Here is a 25,087-nt window from a genome sequence, read left to right as displayed (position 1 = left end):
TTTTCTGCCTCTAGGCTGACGGTCATGGAACTGCTCGACCAGGCCCGCGCCCACGTCGACTCCGGCGCCTTCTTCGCCGAACTGGCCGCGCTCGTCGCCTACCCCACGGTGAGCGACGCCCCCGAGGGCCGCGTCGCCATCCAGGCCTACCTCGACGACGTCCTCACACCCGCACTCACGGCGTTGGGCTGCGAGGTCACGCAGCACGCCAACCCGGACCCGGCCGGCGGCCCGTTCCTGGTCGGCGTCCGCGTCGAGGACCCCGGCCTGCCGACGCTGCTCTGCTACGGCCACGCCGACGTCGTCGGAGAGGCCGGCGAGTGGGGTGAAGGCCGCGGCCCGTGGACGCTGACCGCCGAGGACGACCGCTGGTACGGCCGCGGCACCGCGGACAACAAGGGCCAGCACCTGATCAACCTGACGGCGTTGCGGCTCCTGCTGGCCGACCGGGGAAGACTCGGCTTCAACCTGAAGTTCCTCTTCGAGACCGGCGAGGAGATCGGCTCACCCGGCCTCACCGAGTTCGCCGAACAGGAAAAAGACCTCCTGAACGCCGACGTCCTCATCGCCTCCGACGGCCCGCGCCTGGACGCGGCGACACCGACGTTGTTCCTCGGCGCGCGGGGCGCCATCCGGTTCACCCTCGACGTCGACCTGCGCCCGGACGCCTACCACTCCGGGAACTGGGGCGGGGTCCTGCGCAACCCGGCCACCACGCTCACCGGGGCGATCGCGAGCCTGGTCGACGGCCACGGCCGCGTCCAGGTGCCCGAGCTGCTGCCGCCGGAGCTGCCGGACAACGTCCGCGCGGCGCTGGACGGCCTCAAGATCGCGAACACCCCCGGCGACCCGGTGCCGGACGAGGGCTGGGGCGCGCCGGGGCTGACCGCCGCGGAACGGCTCTACGGCTGGAACACCCTCGAAGTCCTCGCGCTCGACGCGGGCAACGCCGACCGGCCGGTCAACGCGATCCCCGGCCGCGCGCGGGCGGTCCTGCAACTGCGGTACGTCGCCGGCACGGACGTCGAGACGATCCCCGACGCCGTCACAGAACACCTTGCCGCACAAGGGTTCCCGATGGTCGGGGTGAGCGTCGGCGGCGACTTCCGCGCCAGCCGCACCCCGGTCGACGACCCGTGGGTCGCCTGGGCGAAGGCCGCGCTGGACGAGGCCGCCGCCAAGCCCGTCGCGGTCCTGCCGAACTTCGGCGGCGGCCTGCCCAACCACGTCTTCACCGACGTCCTCGGCCTGGCGACCCTGTGGCTGCCGCACTCCTACCCGGGGTGCCTGCAGCACGCGCCGGACGAGCACCTGCTCGCCCCGGTCGCCCGGGAGGGGCTGGTGCTCGCCACGGCGTTGTTCAGTGCCTTCAGTTCAGCGCCGCCGACTCTTCGTCGCTGAACAGGCGGGAGCGGATCAGGAAGCGCACGCCTTCGGGCGCCTCCAGGGAAAACCCGCTCCCGCGGCCGGGGACGACGTCGATCGTCAGGTGGGTGTGCTTCCAGTACTCGAACTGCGGCCCGGACATCCAGACCGGCACGTCGTCGATGCCGTCGACGACCAGGTCGCCGAGGTGCACGTCGGACTGACCGGTCTTGAACTCGCCGACCGGGTAGCACATCGGCGCGCTCCCGTCGCAGCAGCCGCCGGACTGGTGGAACATCACCTGACCGTGGAGGGCGACCAGCTTGCGCAGCAGGTCGGCCGATTCCTCGGTCAGGTCCACCCGCCGGGGGGTGTCCATCAGAAGAACCCGAGGGCCTGGTCGGAGTAGGAGACCAGCATGTTCTTCGTCTGCTGGTAGTGGTCCAGCATCATCTTGTGGTTCTCCCGCCCGATGCCGGACGCCTTGTAGCCGCCGAAGGCCGCGTGGGCCGGGTAGGCGTGGTAGTTGTTCACCCACACGCGACCCGCCTGGATGTCGCGGCCGGCCCGGTAGGCGGTGTTGCCGTCGCGGGACCAGACACCGGCACCGAGGCCGTAGAGCGTGTCGTTGGCGATCTTCATGGCGTCGTCGTAGTCGGCGAACTTCGTCACCGACACGACCGGGCCGAAGATCTCCTCCTGGAAGATCCGCATCTTGTTGTCACCGGCGAACACCGTCGGCTCGACGTAGTAACCGCCGGACAGGTCGCCGCCGAGGTCGCTGCGGCCGCCGCCGATCAGGATCTCGGCGCCTTCCTGCTTGCCGATGTCGATGTAGGACAGGATCTTCTCGAGCTGGTCGTTGGACGCCTGCGCGCCGATCATCGTGTCCGTGTCGAGCGGGTGGCCCTGCTTGATCTTGCGGACGCGCTCGACGGCGTCGCCCATGAACTTGTCGTAGATGCCGCTCTGGATCAGCGCGCGCGACGGGCAGGTGCAGACCTCGCCCTGGTTCAGCGCGAAGAGCGTGAAGCCCTCCTGCGCCTTGTTGTAGAAGGCGTCGTTCTGCGCGGCGACGTCGTCGAAGAAGATGTTCGGGCTCTTGCCGCCCAGCTCGACGGTCACCGGGATGATGTTCTCGCTGGCGTACTGCAGGATCAGCCGCCCGGTCGTCGTCTCACCGGTGAAGGCCACCTTGCGGACGCGGTTGCTGGAGGCCAGCGGCTTGCCGGCTTCGACGCCGAAGCCGTTGACGATGTTCAGCACACCCGGCGGGATCAGGTCGCCGATGATCGACATCAGCAGGTGGATCGACGCCGGGGTCTGCTCGGCCGGCTTGAGCACGATCGCGTTGCCCGCGGCCAGCGCCGGGGCGAGCTTCCAGACCGCCATCAGGATCGGGAAGTTCCACGGGATGATCTGGCCGACCACGCCGAGCGGCTCGTGGAAGTGGTAGGCGACGGTGTTCTCGTCGATCTGCGAGATGCCGCCCTCCTGGGCGCGCAGCGCGCCGGCGAAGTAGCGGAAGTGGTCGATGGCCAGCGGGATGTCGGCGGCGAGCGTCTCGCGGACGGCCTTGCCGTTCTCCCACGCCTCGGCGACCGCGATCTTCTCGAGGTTCTGCTCCATCCGGTCGGCGATCTTGAGCAGGATGCCGGCGCGTTCCTCGACCGAGGTCTTGCCCCAGGCCGGTGCCGCACCCCAGGCCGCGTCGAGGGCCTTCTCGACGTCCGGGGCGGTACCGCGGGCGATCTCGCAGAAGGTCTTCCCGGTGACGGGAGTCGGGTTCTCGAAGTACAGGCCGCTGGCGGGCGGCACGTATTCGCCGCCGATGTAGTGGTCGTAGCGCGATTCGTAGCTGACGACGCTGCCTTCGGTGTTCGGTGCGGCGTACTGGACCATCTTCCCTGCCTCATTGCTCGGAGTGACGGCTCTTCTCTGGCTCCGCCGAACGTAGGCCGGGCAACGTTGCACGGACGTTGCAGCGCTGTGAGCTGGGTCTCTACTCTGGAGAGGTGGCAGAGGCGCCCGAGCCGGAACTGCTGCGCGATCCGGAGTCGTACGCGCGGCTGCTCGAGCACGTCCGCGCGGCGGTGCTGTCCGGCGTCCCGGGGCCGCGGCCGCCACGCTCCGTGGTCTCGGCGTCCTGGGACCGGTCGCTGGCCGCGCACGTCGACCCGGACGAGGGCGAGGCCCCGTTCGTCTACGACGCGGACGACCTGGCCGCGCTGCGGGAGGCCCACCCGCTGGCGCCCGTGCTGCCGGTGCTGCGGCAGATGCTGGTGAGCATCGCCGACGACGCCGAGCACGTGATGATCGTCACCGACGCCGAAGGCCTGATCCTGTGGCGCGAGGGCGCCGCGAACCAGCTGGTGCGCGCCGACCACGTCGGCCTGTCGGAAGGCACCCGGTGGAGCGAGTCGGCGATCGGCACGAACGCCATGGGCACCACCCTCGCGACCGGGGAGCCGGTGCAGATCTACTCGGCCGAGCACCTGGTCCGGCGTTACCACACGTGGACGTGCGCGGCGGCGCCCGTGCGCGACCCCGAGACCGGCGTACTGCTCGGCTCGATCGACGTCAGCGGCCCGCTGCGCACGGTCCACCCGGCGATGTTGTCCCTGGTCACGGCGACGGCCCAGCTCGCCGAAGGGCAGCTGCGCGCCCAGCTCGCGGTCCGCGACGAACGGCTGCGGCGCGTCAACATGCCCCACCTGGAGGCCCTGCGCGGCCGTCCCGGCGCCCTGCTTTCGGCGGGCGGGCGGGTGCTGGCGGCGCAGGCGTGCCTGCTGCCGGCCACGGTGGACGTCCGGCGCGGCGGCGGCACCGTCGCCCTCCCCGACGGCCGCCTCGCGACGGTGGAACCGCTGACCGAGGGTTACCTCCTCCGGCTGCGGTCCGGCGGCAGCGGCGGCCACCGCCCCCGGCTGCGCCTCGAATACCTGGCCGACGGCGCCGGATTGACCACAGTGGACGGTCGGGACGTGCCGTTCACCTTGCGCCACGCGGAGATCCTGACGCTGCTGGCGTTGCACCCGAACGGACTCTCGGCGGAACGGCTGGCCCTGCAGCTCTACGGCGAGACGGGCAACCCGGTGACGGTCCGCGCGGAGATCCACCGCCTGCGCTCCCAGCTGGGCGCGTCGGTGGTGCAGACCCGCCCGTACCGCTTGGCGGCCGAAGTGGACGCGGACTTCGTCCGGGCCCGTTCGGCGTTGCGCGCCGGTTCCCCGTCCGACGTCCTGCGGGCGTTCCGCGGCCCGCTGCTGCCGGAGTCCGAGGCCCCGGCGATCCGCGAGGAGCGCGAGACGCTCACCGCCCAGGTCCGCCAGGTGGCGCTGAACAGCACCGACCCGGCGGTCCTGTGGTCCTTCTGGGAGACGGCCTGCGGCGCCGACGACTTCGAGGTCCTGGACACGCTGCTGAAGCTGCTCCCGGCCGCGGACCCCCGCCGCGCGGCGGTCTCGGCCCACCGCGCCCGCTTGCTCTGACCCAGTTCACGGGACAAGCGTCCCGACGCCTGGCCCGCACGGCCTGATCCGGCGAGGCCGCCCCTCACGACCTCGCCGGATCCCCCCGCTCAGGCGCGCCTGCGCCGCACGAACCAGAACCCGGCGCCCGCCGCCGCGGCCAGCCCGGCCGCCGAACCGCCGACGGCGAGCACACCGGGACCGGACCCGTCGTCAGCCGGCCCGCCGCCGGTCTGCGGCGCCCCCGCAGGCGTCTTGACGACCTGCGGTGCGGCCGGTGCGGCAGTCGTGGTTTCCGGCTTCGGCTTCGCTGTCGGCGTCGACGTCGGCTTTCCGGAAGAAATGGTGAAATCGACGATCGTCGACTCTCCACTCGGCTGATCCGCGCAGGACATGAAAGCGATGTACTTGCCCGGCTTGATGTGCTCGAACGTGATCACCTGCCGGTGACCGTCGGCCTTCATGACACCGGCTTCGATCGGCTCGTGCCCGTTGCGCACGCCGTAGTTCCCTTCCGCATGAACGTTTTCCCCCACACAAGTGCCGTGCAGCGTGACGCTGGTGCCGGACACCTTGACCGACAGGCTCTGCTCGGCGGTCCCGGCCGAAGCGACCGCCGGGAAGAGCAGTGCGACCCCGGCCGCGATTCCGGCAATGGCAGCGATTTCGCGCATGGTGAATCCCCCTCGTGAATACCCTGAATGAGCTCGGGCGAGAATGGCCCGGCTTCAACTCCCCAACGCTCCAGAAGACGCGTGATCCGCGCCCGGGTTCCCGCTTCGGATCACGATCACGTCTCGGCCACCCCGATGTAGACAGCGTCTACAGGAGTTTGATAGACAGTGTCCACAAGGTGAACCACGGGTTACGGAGATCGGGAATGAGCTACCACCGTTTCGTCGTCCTCGGCGACAGCTGCGCCGAGGGTCTCGACGACCCGTACCCCGGGCGGCACCAGTACCGCGGCTGGGCGGACTTCGTCGCCACGCGGCTGGCCGAGGAGGACCCGAGCTTCCAGTACGCGAACCTCGCCGTGCGCGGGCGGCGGCTCGACCAGATCGTGCCCGAGCAGGTCCCCGCCGCGACCAGGCTCGAACCCGACCTGATCGCGCTCTTCGGCGGCGGCAACGACGTCATGAGCCGGGGCTGGGACGCGCGGACCGTCGCCCGCCGGGTCGACGCCGCCATCCGCGCCTGCACCGAGATCTCGCCCACCGTCGTCACCTTCACCCTCAGCGACATCTCGAACCGGATGCCGCTCGGCGCGCGGATGCGGCCGCGGATCGTCGCGCTCAACGAGGCGATCCGCGAAGCCGCCGTCAGCTACGGCGCGCGGCTGGTCGACCTGTGGCCGGACCAGGCCGTCACCGATTCGCGCTACTTCGGCGCCGACCGGCTGCACCTGTCCACGCACGGGCACCACCGGCTCGCCGCCTACGTCCTCGGCCTGCTCGGCGTCGACCACGACCCCGGCTGGCTCGCGCCGCTGCCCGGCGCGCCGTCCGGCGGCGGCTGGCGCGCGGACCTGAACTGGGTGGTGCGCGAAGTGCTGCCGGTCGCCGTCACGCGCACACGCAACCGGCTGGTCGGCCGCCAGCCCGGCGACGGCTTCTTCCCGAAGCGCCCCGATCTACTCCCGATGAGCCTGGACGAGGCATGGGCACCCGGCAACGCCTGATCGACACCGCGTCCGAGCTGCTGGCCGGCGAAGGCGTCGACGCGGTGACCCTGCGCGGGATCGCGAGGGCGGCGGGCGTATCCCACGGCGCGCCGCTGCGCCACTTCTCCGGCCGCGCCGAGCTGCTCTCCGCCGTGGCCACGCGCGGGTACGCCGAGCTGCTCGCCCGCGGCGACAAGCTGCCGGAGACGTCGCCGCGCGAACGGCTGACCGCCGCCTGCCACAGCTACGTCGACTTCGCGCTGACGAACCCGGCGATGTTCGAGCTGATGTTCCGCCGTGACCTGGTGGACGCGACCGACCCGGCGCTCTCCGCCGCGGCGAGCGCGGTGTTCGACACCTTCGCCGTGCTGGTGGCGGCGGTGCCGACGCCGCTCGCGCGGTCCGGTGCCGACCTGCGGCTGGTCGCCGCGTCGCTCTGGGCCGCGTTGCACGGCCTCGCGCAGCTGTGGCTCTGGGGCGGGCTGGCCGGGGCGAGCTTCGCGCCGTCGCCGGAATCGGCGCTGGCCGTCACGCTCGACGCGTACCTCGGGTGACGCCCGGCGGAGAGGGGGCTCCGGAGACCTCCCCCGGCCCCGGTGGGGCACCCTCTCCGCCGAGTCAGTGGCCGACCGTAGTGGCGAACGGCCACGCAGCGGAAGCAACCGGCGACGTAGCCGGGGTAAACCTTCGCGGTACACCGGTAACTTTCCCCTTGTGACGGCGTTGCTGGGAGAGCTACGAGCGCGGCCACGGCTGGTGGACGCCGTGCTCGCGGTGCTCGTCGCGGCCTACCAGCTCGCCGGCGCCACCGAGCTGGGCGACCCCTTCGGCGCCCACGCGCGTCCGCTCGGGCTCGTCCTCGCCGCCGTCAGCGCACTGCCGCTCGCGCTGCGCCGCCGGTTCCCGATCCCGGCCCTGATCGCCTGCGTGGCCCTGATGGGCGTCTTCTACGCGCTCGGCTTCCGCTCGCAGCTCGGCCAGCTCGCCGTCATCGTCGCGGCCTACACGGTCTGGGCGCACTGCCGCTTCCGCGACGCGCTCGCCGTCACCGTGCTCGGCCTGATCGCGTACGAGACGTCGATGCTGTTCGGCAGCCCGGTCTCCCCGGTCGGCGACACCCTGCTCTCGCTGCTGCTCGCGGTCGGCGTCGCGGCGATCGGGCGCACCGCCCACGTCCGCAGCCACCGGATCCGCAACGCCGAGCACGACACGGAGCTGGCCGTCGCGGAGGAGCGCGTCCGGATCGCGCACGAGCTGCACGACGTCGTCTCGCACCACCTTTCGGTGATCGCGGTGCAGGCCAACCTCGCGCGGTACGTCTTCGATTCGGCGCCGGACACCGCCCGGACCGCGCTGGACACGATCACCGGCACCACGACCGAAGCGCTCGACGAGCTGCGACGCCTCCTGAGCGTCCTTCGCCCGCCGCAGCACCCGCTCGAGGGGTACCGGCCGCAGCCCGGGCTCGGCGACCTCGGGATCCTCGCCACCCGGGTCCGCGAGGCCGGGGTCGCGGTCGACCTCCGCGTCACCGGCGAGGCCCGGACGCTGCCGCCCGGCCAGCAGCTGTGCGCGTTCCGCGTCGCGCAGGAAGCGCTGACCAACGTCCTCAAACACGGCGGCCCCTCGGCCGAGCTGACGCTGGACTACGGGACCGAGCACCTGGTCCTCGGCGTCACCGACCCCGGCGGCCGGTCGTCCGAGCCGCCGAACCCGGGCGGGCACGGGCTGATCGGCATGCGCGAACGGGCCCGGATGTACGGTGGCGTGATCGAGATCGGTCCCCGTGACCCGGCCGGGTTCGCCGTCGTGCTGACGCTGCCGTACCCGCGGCCCGTCCCCCAACCGCAGGAGCCCGAGTGACGAGCGTGCTGGTGGTCGACGACCAGGACCTCGTCCGCGCGGGGTTCGCCGCGCTGCTCGGCGCGGTGCCGGACATCGAGGTCGCGGGCGAAGCGCGTGACGGTCTCGAGGCCGTCGAGAAGGCGGCGGCGCTGCGGCCGGACGTCATCCTGATGGACATCCGGCTGCCCGGCCTGGACGGCGTCAAGGCGACCGAGCGGATCCTCGCCGAGGCCGTGCCGCCGCGGCCGAGCGTGCTCATGCTGACCGTGTTCGACCTCGACGAGTACGTCTACACGGCGTTGCGCGCGGGCGCGGCGGGTTTCCTCCTCAAGGACAGCCCGACGGAGACGCTGGTCGCCGGCATCCACGCGGTCGCCCGCGGCGACATGCTGTTCGGCCCGACGATCACCCGGCGGCTCGTCGAGGCCTTCACCCGGACCCCGCCACAGCTGCCCACCACGCGCCTGTCGGTGCTGACCGAACGCGAGCTCGAGGTGCTGCGGTTCGTCGGCACCGGCGTCCCGAACGGGTGGATCGCGGCCGAGCTGCGCGTCAGCGAGGCGACGGTGAAGACCCACCTCAACCGGCTGATGACCAAGCTCGGCATCTCGAGCCGCGCGCAGGCCGTGGTGGTGGCCTACGAAACCGGGCTCGTCCGCCCGGGCGCTTGAGCCGCGACACGCTCACCCGGTGACGCCCTCCCGGCGGCCGGAACCCCTCCCGCCGGCCCCGGCCAGGAGTTTTCATCACACCGTCCGCGCCTCCCTCGCGAACGGACTTGCCCGAATCACGCAGCTGACCGTCCGGCAGCGCTTCCCGACGGCGAAGCCCTGGCGCCCCGGCCCCGGCCTCTGCCGACAAACCCGCGCCCCCGCCGCGCTTGAGCCGCGACACGCTCACCCGGTGCACACGTCCGAACACCTGATCGAATAAGCTCTCTCCATGTCCGAGTCAGACCCGCAGCTCGAGCGCATCCGCAAGCTCCTGGCCAAGGCCGAGGACCCGGCGGTCACCGAGGCGGAAGCCGAGGCGTACAACACGAAGGCCGCCGAGCTCGTCGCCCGGTACGGCATCGACCAGGCGATGCTCGCGGAGACCGGCGCGAGCGTCGACGACATCGGCACGCTCACCATCCCGATGAACGACCCGTACAGCCGCGACAAGGCGAGCCTGCTCACCTCGGTCGCCTACCCGTTGCGCTGCCGGACCCTGCTGCACCGCGTCGGCCAGAGGGTCGAGAGCGTCACCGTGTTCGGCTACCAGTCCGACCTCGGCCGCGTCGAGCTGCTGTTCACCAGCCTCCTGCTGCAGGCGAGCACCCAGCTGACCCGTGTCCGGCCCGGCGGGTTCTTCCCCGGCGAGTCGCTGGCGGCGTACCGGCGCACGTGGCTGCACGGCTTCGCGCGCGCCGTCCACGAGCGGCTTTCGCTGGCCGAGGAGGAGGCCGTCCGCACGGCCGCGCCCGGCGCGCGCTCGGCGGAGCTGGTGGTCCGCGACCGCTCGGCGCTGGTCCAGCACCGGTTCGACGAGGAGTACGGCGACCTGCGCTCGGCCGCGCCCCGGCGCCTGTCCGGCAGCGGCTACCTCGACGGCCACGACGCCGGCACGAAGGCGAACCTCGATCCCTCCGCGTTGACCCGGCGGCGGCGGGCCCTGCCCGTCCGCTGAGTGTCGCCCGGTTGCCGCTATCCCGGTGTTGATCGTTTCCGCTTGACTGGGCGCATGCGCGTGGTTGATCTTGCCGGACGCCCTGACCTGCTCGAACCGGCCTTGAACCTCGGCGACGTCGGCGGCCGGTTCATCTACCAGGGCGCGAGCGGCCGGATGATCACCGGCGAGCGGTTCCTGCGCCACTGGGCGCGTTACTTCCTGATCGCGCTGGACGACGACGGCGTCCCGATCGCCCGCGCCCTCTCGGTCCCGCTGGCCTTCCCGGCGGAGAACCGCGCGGAACTGCCGGACCACGGCTGGGACCAGGCCATCGAGTGGGCCGCCCAGGACGTGCTGGACGGCCGCGCGCCGAACGCGTTGTGCGCGCTGGAAGTCGTGATCGCGCCGCACCTGCGTGGCAGCGGCCTGTCCGCGCCGATGCTCAAGGCGTTGAAGGCGCGAGCCGCGGAAACGGAGCTGCGCAAGCTGATCGTGTCGGTCCGCCCGATCGGCAAGGAGCAGGAGCCGGCCGTCCCGATGCCGGAGTACGCGGCCCGCCGCCGCGAGGACGGCCTGCCGGCCGACCGCTGGCTGCGCACCCACGAGCGCCTGGGCGCCCGGGTCGTCAAGGTCTGCCCGTTCGCGGTCACGCTGGCGGGCTCGCTGGCCGACTGGCGCGAGTGGACCGGCGTCAAGCTGCGGGAAGGCGAGAACTTCATCCCCGGCGGCATCGCCCCGGTCTACGCGACGACGGCCTACGACACGGCGACCTACGTCGAGCCGAACGTCTGGATGGAACACCCGATGTGAACTCAGGGATCACCCTGATGGTCCCCCGCGACGCCACCTGCTAGCTTTTGTTTGCATGTGGAGGACGCCGTGACCGAGCCCACCGGGGACGAGCTCGTCCGGCTGCTGGGGACCCTGGCGAACCCGCACCGGCTGCGGATCGTCGCGGCCCTGCTGGCCGAACGCGCCTACGTCAGCGAGCTGGCGCGCGAGCTGCGGATCAGCCGCGCGCTGCTGCAGGTGCACCTGCGCAAGCTCGAGGCCGCGGGCCTGGTCACGGCCAGCTTCGAGGTGGGCGAAGACGGCAAGACGCTGCGCTTCTACGAGCTCACCCCGTTCTCCGTCGTGCTGACACCGACGGCGATCGCGGCCGCCGTGCCGACGCTGACCACACCGGAGTCCGTCCACGGGGACGGCGAGGAGGGACGGACATGAACTGGCACCAGTGGCAGGAGATCATCGGCGTGACCGGGGTCTTCGTCCTGATCACGGTCGTGCTCACGGTCGCGATCGTGCAGCTGGCCTCGACCTGGCGCGCCAAGGCCGCATTGGCTCGGGAGGCCGAATTCCGGTCGCTGGCCGAGAAAGCCGTCCGGACGCAGGAAGAAACCGAACGGCAGCTGCGGGACGTCCAGGACCGCCTGCGATCCATCGAGCACGTGCTCAAGGAGGTCGACTGACCTGAGGCCCTGGGCCGCCGAGCGGCAACTCGGCGGCCCAGGAAGAAGAAGCACCCACTCGCCCGAAGGCGAGCTCTCATCGGATCACTCCTTCACGGAAGGACCTTAGTTCATGCTGCCTGCAGGCACGCCCGTGGTCGAACGCGTCGCGCACTGGTCGTCACGCCACCGCGCCGCGGCGATCTTCGGCTGGCTGGCGCTCGTCGCGCTCGCCTGGGTCATCGGCACGTTCGCTCCCGGCACCGACGCGCGCTCGAGTCCCGCCGGCGACTCCGGCACCGGCCAAGCCGCCCTCGACCGCCAGGACTCCCGCGAGCCGTTCTGGGAGAACGTCCTGGTACCCAAGGATTCCCCGGCCGTCGCCGACCTGATGACGACGTTGCCGGCCTCCGGCGCGGTGGCGGACATCCGCGGCCCGCTGGACGATCCGGACCAGGTTTCCGCCGACGGCCGGTCCGGCCTGGTCACCTTCCGGATCCTCGGCACCGGTACGGAAATCCGGGCCAACCTCGCGACGGCGACCGCCGCCGTCGACGCGGTGGCCGCCCGGCACCCGGACGCCCGGCTCGCGCAGGCGGGCGACCTCAGCGTGTCCGGCGCGGTCGACAAGAGCATCAAGGAGGACATCGGACGGTCCGAGACGCGCTCGCTCCCGCTCACCCTGCTGATCCTGCTGGCGGTCTTCGGTTCGCTGGTCGCGGCGGCGATCCCGGTGCTGCTGGCGGGCACCACCGTGCTGGCGACGTTCGGCCTTCTGTCCGCAGTGGACAACTGGATTCCGGTCAACAGCGCCACTTCCTCGATGACCCTGCTGATCGGCATGGCGGTCGGCGTCGACTATTCGCTGTTCTTCCTGCGCCGCGTCCGGGAGGAACGCGCGCACGGTGTCGGCGAGTCGATCCGGATCGCCGCGCGGACGTCCGGGCACGTGATCGCCGTGTCGGGCCTGACCGTCGCGCTGTGCGTGACGGGCCTGTGGTTCACCGGGCTCGACAACCTCCGCGGCCTGACCGTGAGCACGATCCTCGTGGTCGGGCTCGCGGTGCTGGCTTCGGTGACCGTGCTCCCCGCGACGCTCTCGCTGCTCGGTACCCGCGTCGACCGCCTCCGGATCCCGCTGCTGGGCAAGCGCGGCACGCGCTCGCGTTTCTGGGCCGGCGTCGCTTCGACGGTGACGCGGCGTCCGGCGTTGTGGACCGGGATCGCCGCCGGGCTGCTGGTCCTGCTCGCCCTGCCCGCGGCCGGGATCCGGCTGCAGGACCCGGCGCCGACCGAAAGCCTGCCGCGCAGCGTCCCGGTGATCGACGCGGCCACGCGCGTCCAGGCCGCCTTCCCAGGCGTCACCATGCCCGCGCACGTCGTCGTCTGGAGTGATCGCGGCCCGGTCGACACCCCCGCCGTCCGCCGGGCGGTCGAGGAACTCACGGCCCGGACGCCGAAGCCGGCGATCGTGGTTCCGGTGGGCGACGCGCTCGTCGTGCGCATCCCGCTCGGCAGCAACGGGAACGACGAGGTTGCCGACCGCACACTTACCGCGTTGCGGGAAACCCTGTTGCCCCAGACGATCGGGCAGCTCGACGGCGTCCACTTCGCGGTCGCGGGCCGGACCGCCGAGGCGCACGACTTCACCGCGCAGGTCCTGGCCCGGGCGCCGTACGTCTTCGGGTTCATCCTGCTGCTCGCGTTCGTGCTGCTGCTCCTGGTGTTCCGGTCGGTGGTGGTACCGGCGGTGTCGATCCTGCTCAACCTGCTGTCGGTCGGCGCGGCCTACGGCGTCCTCACGCTGGTGTTCCAGGACGGCTTTCTCGCGCCACTACTGGGTTTCACCCCCTACGGCGGGGTGCTCGGCTGGTTGCCGATGTTCCTGTTCGTGCTGTTGTTCGGCCTGAGCACGGACTACCACATCTTCATCCTCAGCCGGATCCGCGAACGCCGTCAGGCGGGCAGCACGCTGCAGGAGGCGATCGTCGAAGGCACGGCGAGCAGTTCCGGCGTCGTGACGAGCGCGGCGTTGATCATGACGGGCGTGTTCAGCATCTTCCTGAGCCTCGCGGCGATCGAATACAAGATGCTGGGCCTGGGCATGGCTTTCGCGATCCTGCTCGACGCGACGGTCGTCCGTGGTGTCCTGCTGCCCGCGGCCCTGTCCCTGTTCGGCGACCGCCTCTGGAAACCTGTAGAAACCCTTAAAGATCAGTCCAGAACTCTTCACTTGTCCTGATAGATCACCTCCGGCACCGTGAAAGGAGGAGATCGGAGGAGCGGTGAACCGTGGATGGGTGCGCATCGGAGTGCTGGCCCTGCTGTGGGGCTCGGGCTTCCTGTGGATCAAGCTGGCGCTGACCGGGCTGAGCCCCGTCCACCTCACGCTGATCCGGTGCGCCCTGGGTGCGTTGACGCTCTTGGCGCTGGCGATCGCGGGCCGCCAGCGCCTCCCGCGCGACCGGGCCACGTGGGGCCGTCTGGTCGTCGCGGCGTTCTTCTGCAACGCCGTGCCGTTCGCGCTGTTCGGCATCGCGGAGCGCACGGTGGACTCCGGCGTCGCGGGCGTCATGAACGCGACGACACCGTTGTGGTCGGTGCTGATCGGCGCGGCACTGGGCACGGAACGCCGCCTCGGCGCACCCCGGATCCTCGGGCTGGTCCTAGGTTTCGCGGGCGTCCTCGTGATCTTCGCGCCCTGGCAGCAGTCCGGCCTGCTGGGCGCCGGAGCGCTGTCGCTCGTCGGAGCGGCGCTGAGCTACGCGATCGCGTTCGCCTACATGGCCCGGAAACTCCCGCCGAACGGCGCCCCGATGGCGTTGTCGGCCGCCCAGCTGATGACGGCGACCGCGCTGACGGCCGTCGCCCTCCCGCTGGCCGGCCCCACGCCCGAGCCGAACCTGACGGCGGTGCTCGCGGTGACGATCCTGGGCGTCTTCGGCACCGGCGTCACGTTCTACCTGAACTACCGCGTGCTCACCGACGAAGGCCCGACGGCGGCCGCGACCGTCGGCTACCTGCTCCCCGTCGTCTCGGTGGCCCTGGGCGCGCTCGTCCTGGGCGAACCGCTGACCCCGAGGATCGTCGGCGGCATGGTGGTCGTGCTGGCCGCGGTGGCGCTCACCCGGTGGAAGGCTCAGGCGCCGACGAAGTGCTCCACCACCGTGCCCGCCTCGCCGGCGGTGCCGAAGTAGTCCCCGGTGGCCAGGTCCGCGCCGGCGTCGCGCCACCAGTTCGCCTGCACCTCGGTGTCGATGCCGTCGACGACCAGCGTGGCGCCGACCTGCCGGACCAGCGGCACCAGCGCGCCGAGGAACGTCGAGTCCGTCCACGCCTGCCATTCGGCGAGCCGCCGGGCGACCCGCACCACCCCGACCGGGAGGTCCTCGACCGCCCGCAGGTCGTCCGGCCCCAGGCCGAACTCGTCGAGCAGCACGCGGACGCCGAGCCCGGCCAGCGCGGTCAGGTTCTCGACGACCCCGGCCGTCCCCAGCGCACCGACCGGGACGCCGATCATCAGCTGCTCCGGCGGCAGGCCGGAGTCCGCCAGCAGGCCGGTGACGCGGGTGCCCAGCGCCTCGTCCGTCGCCTGGTGCTCGGTCAGGCCGGCGACCACCGGCAGCCCGAAGTCCAGGCGCTGGTGCCACCACTCACCCTGCCGGCTCGCCGTCCGCAACGCCCAGTCGCCCAGCGGCAGCACCAGCCCGGTCGACTCGGCGAGCGCCGCGCAGCGGTCGTGGGCCAACGGGGTCCGGCCGGGCCGGTCCCACTGCAGCCGGGCTTCGACGCCGGCCAGCCCGCCGTCCGCCAGCCGCACCATCGGCCGGTACCGCACGGTGATCTCGCCGTTCTCCCACGCCCCGGCCATGCCGACGGCGAGCCCCTGCGCCCGCCGGTCCGCGGCGTCGGCCACCGGGTCGAACATCTTCCACTGTCCGCGTCGCCGGGCCTTCGCCCGCCGCAACGTCTGGTCGGCCGCCCGCAGCAGCTCGGCCGGCTCGATGCCCTTCACCGGCCGGTGCACGACCCCGGCGCTGGCCGACAGCGCCAGTCCGTGCCCCTCGACGAAGAACGGCTCGGCGAGCTCGTCGTTGATGGCGCGCACGATGGTGCTGATGTCCGGCGTCAACGCCGTGTTCTCGATCAGGATGCCGAACTCGTCGCTGTGGAAGCGGGCGATCATGGCCCGCTCGCGAGCCACGACGGCCTTCAGCCGCTTCGCGAAGTGCACGAGCACCTGTTCGCCGACGCGGCGGCCGAGGCTGTTGCAGACCATGCCGAACGCGTCGAGGTCCACGTGGAGCAGCGTGACGCCGAAGACCGGGTCCGCGCGCCGCAGCGCGGCTTCGAGGTGGGTGCCGAAGTACTGGCGGTTCGGCAGGCCGGTCAGCACGTCGTGCAGGGCCTGCCGGCTCAGCTCGCCCTGCAGCAGCATCAGCTCGGTGCCGTCCTCGACCACCACCACGAACTGGCCGGGCCGGTCGTCGGCGCTGCGCAGCAGGGACGCGGTGAGCGAGATGCGCGCGACGTCGCCGTCCTTGCGCAGCAGCCGCAGGGACTGCCGGACCCGCTCGCGGCCGCCGTCTTCGAGCAGCGTCTGCATGGCTTCGCGGAAGACCTCGACGGAATCCGGGTGCACGAGGTCGTAGAGCCCGGTCCCGGTCAGCTCGCCGGAGGGATGCCCGAGCATCTCGGCGAGCGCGGTGTTGGCCCGCACGATGCGGCCGTCGAGCCGGACCACCGCGATGCCGCTCGCCGAAGACGTCACGACCTCGTCGAAGCGGGCTTCGCTCTCCTTGAGGTTCCACTGGGCGTCGCGCACCGCCTTGAGCAGCGCCAGGTGCATGATCTCCTGCTGGTCGAGGACGCTGCGTTCGTGCGCCAGCAGGAACCCGCAGGAGAGCGCGCCCAGGCCGAGCACGATCCGCCCGGCGTAGCGGTCCGGCGGCTGGAGCTCCGGCAGCGTCGGCAGGCCCTTCCCGAGGACCTCGAGCGTGCACCGCAGGCCCGGCTCGCCGACGTACCCGAGCGCGACCAGCCGCTCGCCGATCCGTTCCGCGGACGGGGCGTCCGCCTGCTTGCCCAGCAAGATCGTGCAAAACGTGTCGAGCAGCTCGCGCAGCTCCCGTTCGAGCCCTTCGCGGCCCAGCGACACGACGGTCACGCCGCTGAGCAGGTACGCCCATTTGCGGGCGAGCAGGTTCCGCCCGCGCGCCGGGTCGAACGTCACCGAGGGCCGGTCCGGCCGGTGATCGGGTTTCGGCATGTGCTCAGCCCTGCTTTGTAAAACGCGTGCTTGAATTGGTCACTATCGGTGCCCGGCCGATTTCTTGCCGCCGATTCCCGCGTAAACCAGCATGTTCATGTCGGAGGCGTCCGAGATGTCCGCCGGACCCGCCGGCCGCCATTCGCCACAACCGACCAGACCGGGTTCGACGATTTCGAAACCGGCGAACAACTCGGTCACTTGTGCGTGCGTCCGTAAAGTCACCTGGTCCGGGCTGCGGCTTTCCTTGATCACGTCGGTCGCCTCGGTGAGATTGTCGCCTTGGTGGTCGCCGGTGACGTGGGTGATGGCGAGGAGACTGCCGTCCGCCATCGCCGCGCGATAACGTCCGACGAGGTCCCGCGGATCCGACTCGTCCGGAATCCAGTGCAGCATCAGCAACATCAGCAACCCGACCGGCTCGTCGAGGTCGAGCAGGCCGCGGACCTGCGGCGACTCGAGGATCTTCTCCGGATCCCGCATGTCGGCCTGCACGATCGCGGCATGATCGTTGCCCGCCAGCATCAGTTCGCTGTGCGCGACCGCCACCGGGTCGCGATCCACATACACCACACGGCATCCCGGGTCGCAGGCCTGCGCCACCTCGTGCACGTTCGCCACCGTCGGGATCCCCGAGCCCACGTCGAGGAACTGCCGGATCCCGTGGTCGACCATGAACCGCACCGCCCGTCCGAGGAACGCGCGGTTCACGCGCGCGGCCTCGCGCAGGCCGGGCATCGCGCGCTCGATCTGCACACCCACCGCGCGGTCGACGGCGAAGTTGTGTCCTCCGCCCAGCATGAAGTCGTACGTACGAGCCATGCTCGGCACGGAGATATCGACACCCGGTGGCACCCATTCCGGTGATCGTGTCACAGAGAACACCTTCTAGTCACATCGGGAATGGCAACGAGTTTAGCGACCCCTCACGGTTCCTTCGCTGCGCCATATGCATGACGGCAGACCACCCGATCGGGCACTGTCACACTCGACCGGACGCGCCTACCGTAGGCCGTCTCGTTGGCGGAATCCACACAATGGCGTAACGAGGAGTCCTCATGACCGTCCCGGTCGCACCGGGCCGGTGGCCTTTTCTCGGGCACACCCCGGCGCTCCTGCGGCGACGCTTCGTATTCACCGACGCATTGCACGAACACGGCGAGATCGTCAAGATCTACCTCGGCCCCTCGCCCACCTACTTCGTCACCAGCCCGCGGCTGAGCCACGAAGTGCTGGTCACGTCCGGGCCGAAGTTCCGCAAGGGCGCCATGTTCGACAAGTTCCGGCCGTTCGTCGGCAATGGCCTGGTGCTTTCGAACGGTGACTTCCACATGCGGCAGCGGCGGCTGATGCAGCCGGCGTTCCACCGCGACCGCCTGGCCGGGTACGTGGAGACCATGCGCCGCGCGGCAGCCGACATGGGCGACTCGTGGCAGCCGGGCGACGTCCGGATGCTCGACGAAGACCTGCAAGGTCTCGCCGTGACGATCGTCGGCGAGGCCCTGTTCTCCACCGAGCTGGGGAAAGCGGCGATCACCGAAGCCCGCCGGTCCATCTATTTGATCATCCAGCAGGGAATGATTCGCGCACTGTCGCCGAAATTCGTCGAAAAGCTGCCGATCCCCGGCAACCGCCGGTTCGACGAAGCGATCACCCGGATGCAGGCGATCGTGCTGGAGGTGATCCGCGAGTGGCGGACCGACGGCGTCGACCGCGGCGACCTGCTGTCGATGCTGCTGCTGGGCGGCATGACCGACGAGCAGGCGCGCGACGAGGTGCTCACCCTGCTCACGGCCGGCATCGAGACCACCGCGCTCGCCCTGTCCTGGACGTTCCACGAACTCGGCCGGCACCCGGAGGTGGAGGAGCGGGTGCACGCCGAGCTCGACGAGGTGCTCGGCGGCCGTCCGGTCACCGGTGACGACCTGTTCCGGCTGACCTACGTCCGGCAGGTGGTCGACGAGGTGCTGCGCCAGTACCCGCTCTGGATGCTGATGCGCCGCACCCTCACCGACGTCGACCTCGGCGACACGCGGCTCCCGGAGGGTGCCGAGGTGATCGTCAGCCCGCACGCCCTGCACCACGACGCCGCCAGTTTCGAGGCGCCGGAGCGGTTCGACCCGGATCGCTGGTCCCCGGACCGGGCGAAGCAGCCGCCGAAGGGCGCGTTCGTCCCGTTCGGGGCGGGTTCCCGCCAGTGCATCGGGAACGTCTTCGCCCAGAACGAAATCGTCATCACGGTGGCCACGGTGGCCGCGCGCTGGCGGCTGGTCCCGGTGTCGGACCGGCCGGTGCGCGTGAAGTTCACCTCGGCCGCCTACCCCGAAAGCCTGCCGATGACGGCAGTCCGTCGCTAGTTGGAGGTAGTTCTCCTTGCTTCGCCAAGTCTTCCGCCGCCTTTGTGCTGCCCTGCTGCTGACCGCGGCGGCGCTGTCCGTGCCGACCCCGGCCCAGGCGGACACGGTCACCTGCCAGGACCTCTACGTCCCCGTCCCACTGGGCACGATGCACGGCCGCCTCTGCGCCCCGTCCCAGGCGAAGACGGTGGTGGTCCTGATCCCGGGCGGGACGTACAACGCGTCCTATTGGGACATCGGCTACACCCCGGAGCTCCGCTCGTTCCGCCTGGCGATGAACCAGGCAGGCGTCGCAGCGCTGGCGGTCGACCGCCTGGGCACTGGCTCAAGCTCCAAACCCCTGAGTGCCCTGCTGTCGGCAACAGCCCAAGCGAACGCGGTACACCAGGTGATCCAGTCGATCCGTGCCCGCTTCCCCAAGGTGATCATCGGAGGCCACTCGATCGGCTCGGCCATGGCCATGATCGAGGCAGCCAAGTTCCACGACGTCGACGGCGTCCTGGTGACGGACATGACCCACCGGATGAACTACATCACGGTGATCCCGGTACTGGCGAACATGATTCCCGCGCCGCTGGACCCCCAGCTGGGCAGCCGAGGTCTGGACGCCGGCTACCTGACGACGTCGCCAGGAACCCGCTACACGGCCTTCCACACCCCAGGCCCGAACGACCCGGGAGCAATCGCGTACGACGAGTCCACAAAGGACGTCTTCGCAGCAACAGAAGCGGTGGACACGATCGCCATGACCACGGTGGTCATCCCGGCATCCCAGCAGATCACGGTGCCTGTCTTTCTGGTGGTGGGCAACGACCCCCACTTCTGCGGCCCCCTGGCGAGCGACTGCTCGTCCCCGGAGGCGTTGCGCGCGTCCGAAGCCCCGTTCTTCGCTCCGGCAGCCCGCCTGCAAACGTACATCCTGAACGGCTACGGCCACGCGATCAACTACGCCCCGAACGCGGGAACGTACTTCGCCCAGGTGACGAACTGGCTCAAGACCCTTTCCTGATAGTGACACAAACGGGACAACGCATTGTCAGTTCGATGACACCCGCGCGCGTCGGCCCGGTTTCTGCGAAAGTCGTAGACCGGATCGGCGAGCGGGGAGTGGCGTATGCGGGTCGTGGCGGTCATGAACTACAAGGGCGGCGTGGGCAAGACGACCCTCACCGCCAACCTGGGCGCGGTGGCCGCCGCCCGCGGCCTGCGTGTGCTCCTCATCGACCTCGATCCGCAGACCAACCTGACCTTCTCGTTCTTCACCGTCGACGACTGGCAAAACCGGCTCAAGGACAACCGCACGATCAAGCAGTGGTACGACTCCGAAATCCTCGGACGGGACATCGCCCTGGCCGACCTGGTCGTCACACCGGAACGGGTCAACCACGTTCTCCGGAACTCCGCCGGCCGGCTCGACCTGATCTCCTCCCACCTCGGCCTGATCGACATCGACCTCGAGCTGGCCGCCCGGCTGGGCGGGAGCACCACCCTCGACGGGTCGAAGCGGAAGTTCCTGGACCTGCACAGCTGCCTCCGGGATGCGCTGGAGGACAACCGCTTCGACGACTACGACCTGGTGCTCATCGACTGCGCCCCGAACTTCGGCCTCGTCACCAAGACGGCGATCGTGGCCAGCGAACAGATCCTCGTACCCGCCAAGGCGGACTACCTGTCCACGCTGGGCCTGGACTACCTCGCCGGCAATTGCGCGGGGCTGGTGCAGCAATTCAACGAATACGTCAACCACAAACGAGACTCCGGAACGTACCGGCCGATAGACCCGACGTTCCTCGGAGTCGTCTTCACCATGGTGCAGATCTACTCGCAACAGGTGACGCTGGCCCAGCACGGCTACATCGAGCAGGTGAACGGGTACTCGGTGGTGCCGGTGCTGAAGAACAAGATCCGCAACAGCCCGAAGCACTTCGGCGACGCGGGCGAGACCGGCGTCCCGGCCATGCTGCGCACGTCCGGAAAGGACGAGGTCGTCAAGGAGTTCGACCAGCTGACCGACGAGGTGCTGCGCGCACTCACGCTGTCGGGTGATCGTTGATGAGTGACCTGAAGAGTTTCGCCGTTCTGCAGGCCAGGATCTACGAGTTCCTGGAACAACAGGACGAGACGACGTTGCGGGCGATCGTCAGCGGAGAGGCAAAGCTGACGGTGCACCGCCCCGCCCCTTCCGACGACCGGTCACAGGAGCTTCAGAAGCTGACGGTGCCCAAGCTGAAGGAAATGGCCGAACAGCTTGGCTTGACCGGTTACAAGAGTCTCAAGAAGCCTGCCCTAGTGGATCTTCTGGCCCGCCAAGACCAACCGGAGCCTGCCACGAGCGAGCCGATGGCCGAGAAGCCCGAACAACCGCCCGCCCCACCGGAGCCGCCACCGCCGGCCCCCGCGGAGCCGAGCGCCGACGTCACAGCCATCACCGCACGCCTGAGCGAAATCGAGACCGAGCCAGAAGGCGCCACCTACCTCAAGGCACAGCACCTGGACCGGGAAACCTTGCTCGCCGTCGCAGCCGAACTGCAGCTCACGCGCGTGGAACGCCTGTCTCAGTCCGAGCTCCAGAAGAAGATCCTCAGGCAGGCGATCGGCGCCCGGCGCAGGTTCGCCGGCTTGCGGAAGTGGTGAGCACCAGTGACTGCTGAGACAACAGCAGGAGAAGGCGACGAGTTCGGCGGTCGCGCCATGTACTTGATCGACGGCCGCCGCGTCACGGTCTCGGACCTCCTGGAAGCCGGGCTGATCGAAGCCGGGACGAAGCTCAGGTTCAAACGCGTCCGCATCGGCGCGACCTACCACGCGACCGTGACCGACCGGGGCCGGATTCGTCTCGAGCCCGGAGGCGAGGAGTTCCGCTCGCCGTCACGGGCCGCCATGGTGGCCGCCGGCATGCGGGCGGTCGACGGCTGGCGGGCGTGGTGGGTGGACAGCCAGGACCGGCTGCTGGACGGAGTACGCCAGGAGTTGCTCGACCGGGCGATTTCCCGGGTGGCGCACCGGCAGAGCGAGGACATCGACCGTCAGCGCGTTCACGACCGTCTGAGGCAAGCGCGCAGTCGCGCCGAGGAGCGCGCCCCGGAGCGCATCTCCGTTCGCGAACTCCTGGCGCTCTGGGGCGCGAAGGAGCGTGGCGACCAGGTCAGTCAGATCGAAGCGGATCTGGCCAACCACGGCCTGATGACGTCACCCAGCTTCCGGGCGGTAACCCTGGACACGCTGGTATCGCTGATCACCCCGCCCGACGAACCGGAGGAGACGACGCCGGCCGGAGCACCGGAAGTCGACGACCTGCCCGGCGTCGAGGACGACGAAGGCGGCAGCGACCTGAACGTCCGGCTCACGGTCGGGAACCTGTCCCCGCTCGAAGGCGTGGAAGCCGTCAATCCCAACAGCACGCTCACAGAAGCGATCACGAAGATGCTTCTGAACGACTACTCGCAGCTCGCCGTCCTCAATGGCCCTCGCAACGTGCGCGGCGCGCTGACGTGGCGCTCGATCGCCCAGGCCATGCACCAAAAGCCGGACGCCACCGTCGCCGACGCGATCGACCCCCACGTCGAACTCGTCGCGTATGACCGGGACCTCTTCGAGGTGCTCCCCACACTGCAGCAGCGCGAGTTCGTGTTCGTCCTGGACGAAAGCCAGGCGGTCAAAGGCATCGTCACCACGGCGGACGTGGCGCAGCGCTACGGCGAGATGGCAACGCCGTTCTTCCAGGTGGGCGAGCTGGACCAGACGCTCCGCTGGGTCTTGAACCGAGCCGTCGACCTCCCGACCATCCAGCGGCTGTGCAACCGGAAGATCACCAGCTTCGACCAGCTCTCGATGGGCGACTACCAGCGTGTCCTGGAGAACAAAGAGGTCTGGGACAAGCTGGGGTGGCCACTGGACCGCCCAACCTTCATTGCCCGCCTGGAAGAGATCCGGTTCGTCCGCAACAAGGTCATGCACTTCCACCCGGACCCAGTACCGGAAGACGCAGTGGACAAGCTACGCCGCTTCAACAAAATGCTGCACCAATACCGAGACCCGGCATAACCACCACACGAACCCGCCGCACCCACCACGAGAACGCAACCACACTGGGGGTCCGGGGGCGTGCCCCCGGGCGGGGTCCGCGGGCACGGGCCTCCAAAGCGTGGAGCTGAGGGGAATCGAACCCCTGACCTTCTCGATGCGAACTATCAGCGGAGTGGTCGCTGCCAGTCTTTGCCTGGGTCACAGGGCTGAACTTGGTCGGTCGTGGTCGCAGAGCGCCAGCGTGGTTGCCGTACTTCGCTGCTGTACAGCAGACGGCCAGGCCGTTGCATCCTCCGAGCCGACCCGAAGGACGGACCGTACGCCCTTAGCGCCGCCTAGGCCTTCGAATTGGCAGACGGTGGCGCAGGGGAAGCGCGGGGGCCGCTAGAGCGTTCCGCGTTTGCCGTTGGGTTACAGCCTCGTGCTCACATCGGTGAGCAGCTGGCTACGACGTTCAGGCGGCAACTTCGACGCGTCCACCACCTCCTCCGCCCGTCGAATCGCCCGAGAGTGTTGATCTAGGGCGAAGACTAGCCGGTGCGTCGACGGATACACTAGGTGTTCGCTTGTTCACTTACGGGTGCACGACGAGTGAAGTGGCTGTGTGCCCTCTGACGCTCCGTCGCTCGTACAGGCCTATGGACGTTCTCCTAGACAGCTAAGTGGACGAAAAACCATCTCGATTAGGATTAAGGGGTAGCTGACCAGCGGAAACCTAGGTAGCTTACTTGCATGACCCCCGCGCCACGCACGCACGCGTTCGTCTCGTTCGCGTTCACGACTTCAAGCCTGCTGCCTGAGGACTGGCTCATGCTCGGCGAAGCCATGAGCAAGTGCGAACACCTTGGCGGCGTCCCACTGAAGCCCCAGGCCGCTCAGGAGCTGGCGGCTATCTACCTCGCCCGAGGAGTCCAGGCAACCACAGCAATAGAGGGAAACACGCTCTCCGAAGAGCAGGTGAAAGAGATTGTCCAAAAGGGTTCCACTCAGGTTCCAGAATCGCGTGAATACCAGGAACGCGAGGTAAAGAATATCGCATTATGCTTGGAGGAAATAGATAACGCATTAGAGCGCGGCGAGCGTCTTCCTATTGATGTAGACAGGTTGTGTTACCTTAACGGAAAAATTCTCGAAGGAATCCCTGATAAGCCGGAGGTTATTCCCGGAAAGTTGCGGCAACACAACGTGGCAGCTGGCACATACCGAGCGCCTGATTGGCAGGACGTACCAGACCTCGCCAAGCAGCTCGTTAGCTGGCTAGAGGAACTACGCGGAACAGTCACCAAGAAATCGCGACGCGAAGAGCGCTTTATCAACGCAGTTCTCGCTGCAATCCTTGCACATCTCTATATTGCATGGGTCCACCCCTTTGGCAATGGCAACGGACGCCTCGCCAGACTCGTCGAAGTCCAAATACTTTCCGAGTCCGGCGTAATTCCGATCGTCACTACAAATCTGCTGTCAGACCACTACAACAAGACTCGTAACGCGTACTATTTGGCACTGGACGCAGCCCAGAAGGATGTGCGCAGCTTTATCACGTACGCACTACGCGGTTTTGTCGACGAGATTCGTGAACAGATCGGCCGAGTTCGAGCCGAAAATCTGGCAATTCACTGGGAGAGCTACGTCTTTGAGCGCTTTAGCCGTCTTCAGACCAGCCCTGCACGGGATCGACAGCGAGAAGTAGCGCTAAGAATGGTTCCCGAGAAGGTCTACACGCCGGAAGAAGTCACAGAAGCGACCATTCATCTCGCAAAGAAGTACGCCGTATGCGGCGAAAGAACGCCCGCTCGCGACATGAACCAGCTATGGAAAATGGGACTAGTCGAAAAAGTGGGCCGCCGCGAGTACCGAGTACTTCGCGAAAAGATCAAGGCATTCATTCCGCCCGTCGCGGACTAATCGACTCCAGAAGAGTGAGCCCTCGAAACCGGGGGCTTGAGCTGCGGGATTGCGGTCAAGGGCGTAAGAGCGCACGGAGTCACAGGGCCGTG

Annotated in this window: 23 protein-coding genes; 18 read left to right on the top strand and 5 right to left on the bottom strand. The window is 69.3% G+C overall.

Translation table 11 applies throughout. The features are described from left to right. Positions 1-24 precede the first annotated feature (24 nt). A complete protein-coding gene (locus ACIOD2_RS08695; protein ID WP_400535997.1) occupies positions 25-1,401 on the top strand; it encodes a M20 family metallopeptidase in 1,377 nt (458 codons plus the stop codon). Here the strand turns inward: ACIOD2_RS08695 and ACIOD2_RS08690 are convergent. Beyond that, positions 1,370-1,744: a DUF779 domain-containing protein gene (locus ACIOD2_RS08690; RefSeq protein ID WP_323323755.1), complete on the bottom strand. Its 375-nt coding sequence runs from the start codon at positions 1,742-1,744 to the stop codon at positions 1,370-1,372. The genes ACIOD2_RS08695 and ACIOD2_RS08690 overlap by 32 nt on opposite strands. Next, positions 1,744-3,267, bottom strand: a complete 1,524-nt coding sequence (gene adh, locus ACIOD2_RS08685; protein ID WP_400535994.1) for an aldehyde dehydrogenase — start codon at positions 3,265-3,267, stop codon at positions 1,744-1,746. The genes ACIOD2_RS08690 and adh overlap by 1 nt, the downstream gene beginning before the upstream one ends. A gap of 113 nt (positions 3,268-3,380) precedes the next feature. On the opposite strand from adh, the gene ACIOD2_RS08680 reads away from it, so the two are divergent. Further along, the gene (locus ACIOD2_RS08680) at positions 3,381-4,856 is read left to right on the top strand and encodes a GAF domain-containing protein (protein ID WP_400535991.1); all 1,476 of its coding nucleotides are present in this window, start codon (positions 3,381-3,383) and stop codon (positions 4,854-4,856) included. A gap of 89 nt (positions 4,857-4,945) precedes the next feature. Here the strand turns inward: ACIOD2_RS08680 and ACIOD2_RS08675 are convergent, their stop codons facing one another. Further along, entirely contained in the window at positions 4,946-5,509 is a 564-nt protein-coding gene (locus ACIOD2_RS08675; RefSeq protein ID WP_400535988.1) for a hypothetical protein, read from the bottom strand. Positions 5,510-5,715: 206 nt separating this feature from the next. On the opposite strand from ACIOD2_RS08675, the gene ACIOD2_RS08670 reads away from it, so the two are divergent. The 10 genes from ACIOD2_RS08670 to ACIOD2_RS08625 all read left to right on the top strand — a co-directional run bounded on the left by ACIOD2_RS08670 (position 5,716) and on the right by ACIOD2_RS08625 (position 14,635). Then, on the top strand, positions 5,716-6,513 hold the full coding sequence (locus ACIOD2_RS08670; RefSeq protein WP_400535985.1) for an SGNH/GDSL hydrolase family protein: 798 nt from the start codon (positions 5,716-5,718) through the stop codon (positions 6,511-6,513). Continuing rightward, positions 6,492-7,049: a TetR/AcrR family transcriptional regulator gene (locus tag ACIOD2_RS08665; protein ID WP_400535982.1), complete on the top strand. Its 558-nt coding sequence runs from the start codon at positions 6,492-6,494 to the stop codon at positions 7,047-7,049. The genes ACIOD2_RS08670 and ACIOD2_RS08665 overlap by 22 nt, the downstream gene beginning before the upstream one ends. Positions 7,050-7,209: 160 nt before the next feature. Continuing rightward, positions 7,210-8,358, top strand: a complete 1,149-nt coding sequence (locus tag ACIOD2_RS08660) for a sensor histidine kinase (RefSeq protein WP_400535979.1) — start codon at positions 7,210-7,212, stop codon at positions 8,356-8,358. Further along, complete coding sequence (locus ACIOD2_RS08655; RefSeq protein ID WP_400535977.1) at positions 8,355-9,011, top strand: response regulator; 657 nt, start codon at positions 8,355-8,357, stop codon at positions 9,009-9,011. Before ACIOD2_RS08660 ends, ACIOD2_RS08655 begins: the two co-directional genes overlap by 4 nt. A 271-nt stretch (positions 9,012-9,282) precedes the next feature. Then, positions 9,283-10,008, top strand: coding sequence for a DUF2786 domain-containing protein (locus ACIOD2_RS08650; protein ID WP_400535974.1), 726 nt, complete (start codon positions 9,283-9,285; stop codon positions 10,006-10,008). Positions 10,009-10,062: 54 nt separating this feature from the next. Next, the gene (locus ACIOD2_RS08645; protein WP_400535972.1) at positions 10,063-10,800 is read left to right on the top strand and encodes a Long-chain-fatty-acid--CoA ligase; all 738 of its coding nucleotides are present in this window, start codon (positions 10,063-10,065) and stop codon (positions 10,798-10,800) included. A 69-nt stretch (positions 10,801-10,869) separates the two neighbouring features. Beyond that, positions 10,870-11,214: an ArsR/SmtB family transcription factor gene (locus ACIOD2_RS08640; protein ID WP_400535969.1), complete on the top strand. Its 345-nt coding sequence runs from the start codon at positions 10,870-10,872 to the stop codon at positions 11,212-11,214. Beyond that, on the top strand, positions 11,211-11,459 hold the full coding sequence (locus ACIOD2_RS08635) for a hypothetical protein (RefSeq protein ID WP_323323775.1): 249 nt from the start codon (positions 11,211-11,213) through the stop codon (positions 11,457-11,459). Before ACIOD2_RS08640 ends, ACIOD2_RS08635 begins: the two co-directional genes overlap by 4 nt. Positions 11,460-11,571: 112 nt before the next feature. After that, positions 11,572-13,680 (top strand): MMPL family transporter, encoded by a 2,109-nt coding sequence (locus tag ACIOD2_RS08630; protein ID WP_400535966.1) that lies wholly within the window; start codon positions 11,572-11,574, stop codon positions 13,678-13,680. Between the two features lie 58 nt (positions 13,681-13,738). Then, a complete protein-coding gene (locus ACIOD2_RS08625) occupies positions 13,739-14,635 on the top strand; it encodes a DMT family transporter (RefSeq protein ID WP_400535963.1) in 897 nt (298 codons plus the stop codon). Here ACIOD2_RS08625 and ACIOD2_RS08620 read toward each other — a convergent pair. Further along, positions 14,578-16,707, bottom strand: a complete 2,130-nt coding sequence (locus tag ACIOD2_RS08620) for a putative bifunctional diguanylate cyclase/phosphodiesterase (protein ID WP_400535960.1) — start codon at positions 16,705-16,707, stop codon at positions 14,578-14,580. The genes ACIOD2_RS08625 and ACIOD2_RS08620 overlap by 58 nt on opposite strands. A 42-nt stretch (positions 16,708-16,749) precedes the next feature. Then, positions 16,750-17,583 (bottom strand): SAM-dependent methyltransferase, encoded by an 834-nt coding sequence (locus ACIOD2_RS08615; protein WP_400535957.1) that lies wholly within the window; start codon positions 17,581-17,583, stop codon positions 16,750-16,752. Positions 17,584-17,765: 182 nt separating this feature from the next. Between ACIOD2_RS08615 and ACIOD2_RS08610 the strand changes: the two genes are divergently transcribed. The 6 genes from ACIOD2_RS08610 (at position 17,766) to ACIOD2_RS08585 (ending at position 24,995) form a co-directional block, all read left to right on the top strand. Next, complete coding sequence (locus ACIOD2_RS08610) at positions 17,766-19,064, top strand: cytochrome P450 (protein ID WP_400535955.1); 1,299 nt, start codon at positions 17,766-17,768, stop codon at positions 19,062-19,064. A 16-nt stretch (positions 19,065-19,080) separates the two neighbouring features. Further along, on the top strand, positions 19,081-20,073 hold the full coding sequence (locus ACIOD2_RS08605) for an alpha/beta hydrolase (protein ID WP_400535952.1): 993 nt from the start codon (positions 19,081-19,083) through the stop codon (positions 20,071-20,073). A 105-nt stretch (positions 20,074-20,178) separates the two neighbouring features. After that, positions 20,179-21,117 (top strand): ParA family protein, encoded by a 939-nt coding sequence (locus ACIOD2_RS08600; protein WP_400535949.1) that lies wholly within the window; start codon positions 20,179-20,181, stop codon positions 21,115-21,117. Next, the gene (locus ACIOD2_RS08595; RefSeq protein WP_400535946.1) at positions 21,117-21,698 is read left to right on the top strand and encodes a Rho termination factor N-terminal domain-containing protein; all 582 of its coding nucleotides are present in this window, start codon (positions 21,117-21,119) and stop codon (positions 21,696-21,698) included. Before ACIOD2_RS08600 ends, ACIOD2_RS08595 begins: the two co-directional genes overlap by 1 nt. Before the next feature lie 57 nt (positions 21,699-21,755). After that, positions 21,756-23,108 carry a CBS domain-containing protein gene (locus tag ACIOD2_RS08590; protein ID WP_400535943.1) on the top strand — a complete coding sequence of 451 codons (1,353 nt, stop codon included), beginning with the start codon at positions 21,756-21,758 and terminating at the stop codon, positions 23,106-23,108. 714 nt (positions 23,109-23,822) lie between these two features. Further along, a complete protein-coding gene (locus tag ACIOD2_RS08585; protein ID WP_400535940.1) occupies positions 23,823-24,995 on the top strand; it encodes a Fic family protein in 1,173 nt (390 codons plus the stop codon). Positions 24,996-25,087: the final 92 nt, after the last annotated feature.

Origin of the sequence: Amycolatopsis sp. NPDC088138 (assembly GCF_044741685.1) — a bacterium.
Classification (GTDB): domain Bacteria; phylum Actinomycetota; class Actinomycetes; order Mycobacteriales; family Pseudonocardiaceae; genus Amycolatopsis.
This window is presented reverse-complemented; position numbering and strand designations above follow the sequence as displayed.

Coding starts and splice junctions, on each gene's coding strand:
- ACIOD2_RS08695 (WP_400535997.1), top strand. CDS start 25: ATGGAACTGCTCGACCAGGCCCGCGCCCACGTCGACTCCGGCGCCTTC.
- ACIOD2_RS08690 (WP_323323755.1), bottom strand. CDS start 1,744: ATGGACACCCCCCGGCGGGTGGACCTGACCGAGGAATCGGCCGACCTG.
- adh (WP_400535994.1), bottom strand. CDS start 3,267: ATGGTCCAGTACGCCGCACCGAACACCGAAGGCAGCGTCGTCAGCTAC.
- ACIOD2_RS08675 (WP_400535988.1), bottom strand. CDS start 5,509: ATGCGCGAAATCGCTGCCATTGCCGGAATCGCGGCCGGGGTCGCACTG.
- ACIOD2_RS08670 (WP_400535985.1), top strand. CDS start 5,716: ATGAGCTACCACCGTTTCGTCGTCCTCGGCGACAGCTGCGCCGAGGGT.
- ACIOD2_RS08665 (WP_400535982.1), top strand. CDS start 6,492: ATGGGCACCCGGCAACGCCTGATCGACACCGCGTCCGAGCTGCTGGCC.
- ACIOD2_RS08650 (WP_400535974.1), top strand. CDS start 9,283: ATGTCCGAGTCAGACCCGCAGCTCGAGCGCATCCGCAAGCTCCTGGCC.
- ACIOD2_RS08645 (WP_400535972.1), top strand. CDS start 10,063: ATGCGCGTGGTTGATCTTGCCGGACGCCCTGACCTGCTCGAACCGGCC.
- ACIOD2_RS08635 (WP_323323775.1), top strand. CDS start 11,211: ATGAACTGGCACCAGTGGCAGGAGATCATCGGCGTGACCGGGGTCTTC.
- ACIOD2_RS08630 (WP_400535966.1), top strand. CDS start 11,572: ATGCTGCCTGCAGGCACGCCCGTGGTCGAACGCGTCGCGCACTGGTCG.
- ACIOD2_RS08620 (WP_400535960.1), bottom strand. CDS start 16,707: ATGCCGAAACCCGATCACCGGCCGGACCGGCCCTCGGTGACGTTCGAC.
- ACIOD2_RS08610 (WP_400535955.1), top strand. CDS start 17,766: ATGACCGTCCCGGTCGCACCGGGCCGGTGGCCTTTTCTCGGGCACACC.
- ACIOD2_RS08600 (WP_400535949.1), top strand. CDS start 20,179: ATGCGGGTCGTGGCGGTCATGAACTACAAGGGCGGCGTGGGCAAGACG.
- ACIOD2_RS08595 (WP_400535946.1), top strand. CDS start 21,117: ATGAGTGACCTGAAGAGTTTCGCCGTTCTGCAGGCCAGGATCTACGAG.
- ACIOD2_RS08590 (WP_400535943.1), top strand. CDS start 21,756: ATGTACTTGATCGACGGCCGCCGCGTCACGGTCTCGGACCTCCTGGAA.
- ACIOD2_RS08585 (WP_400535940.1), top strand. CDS start 23,823: ATGACCCCCGCGCCACGCACGCACGCGTTCGTCTCGTTCGCGTTCACG.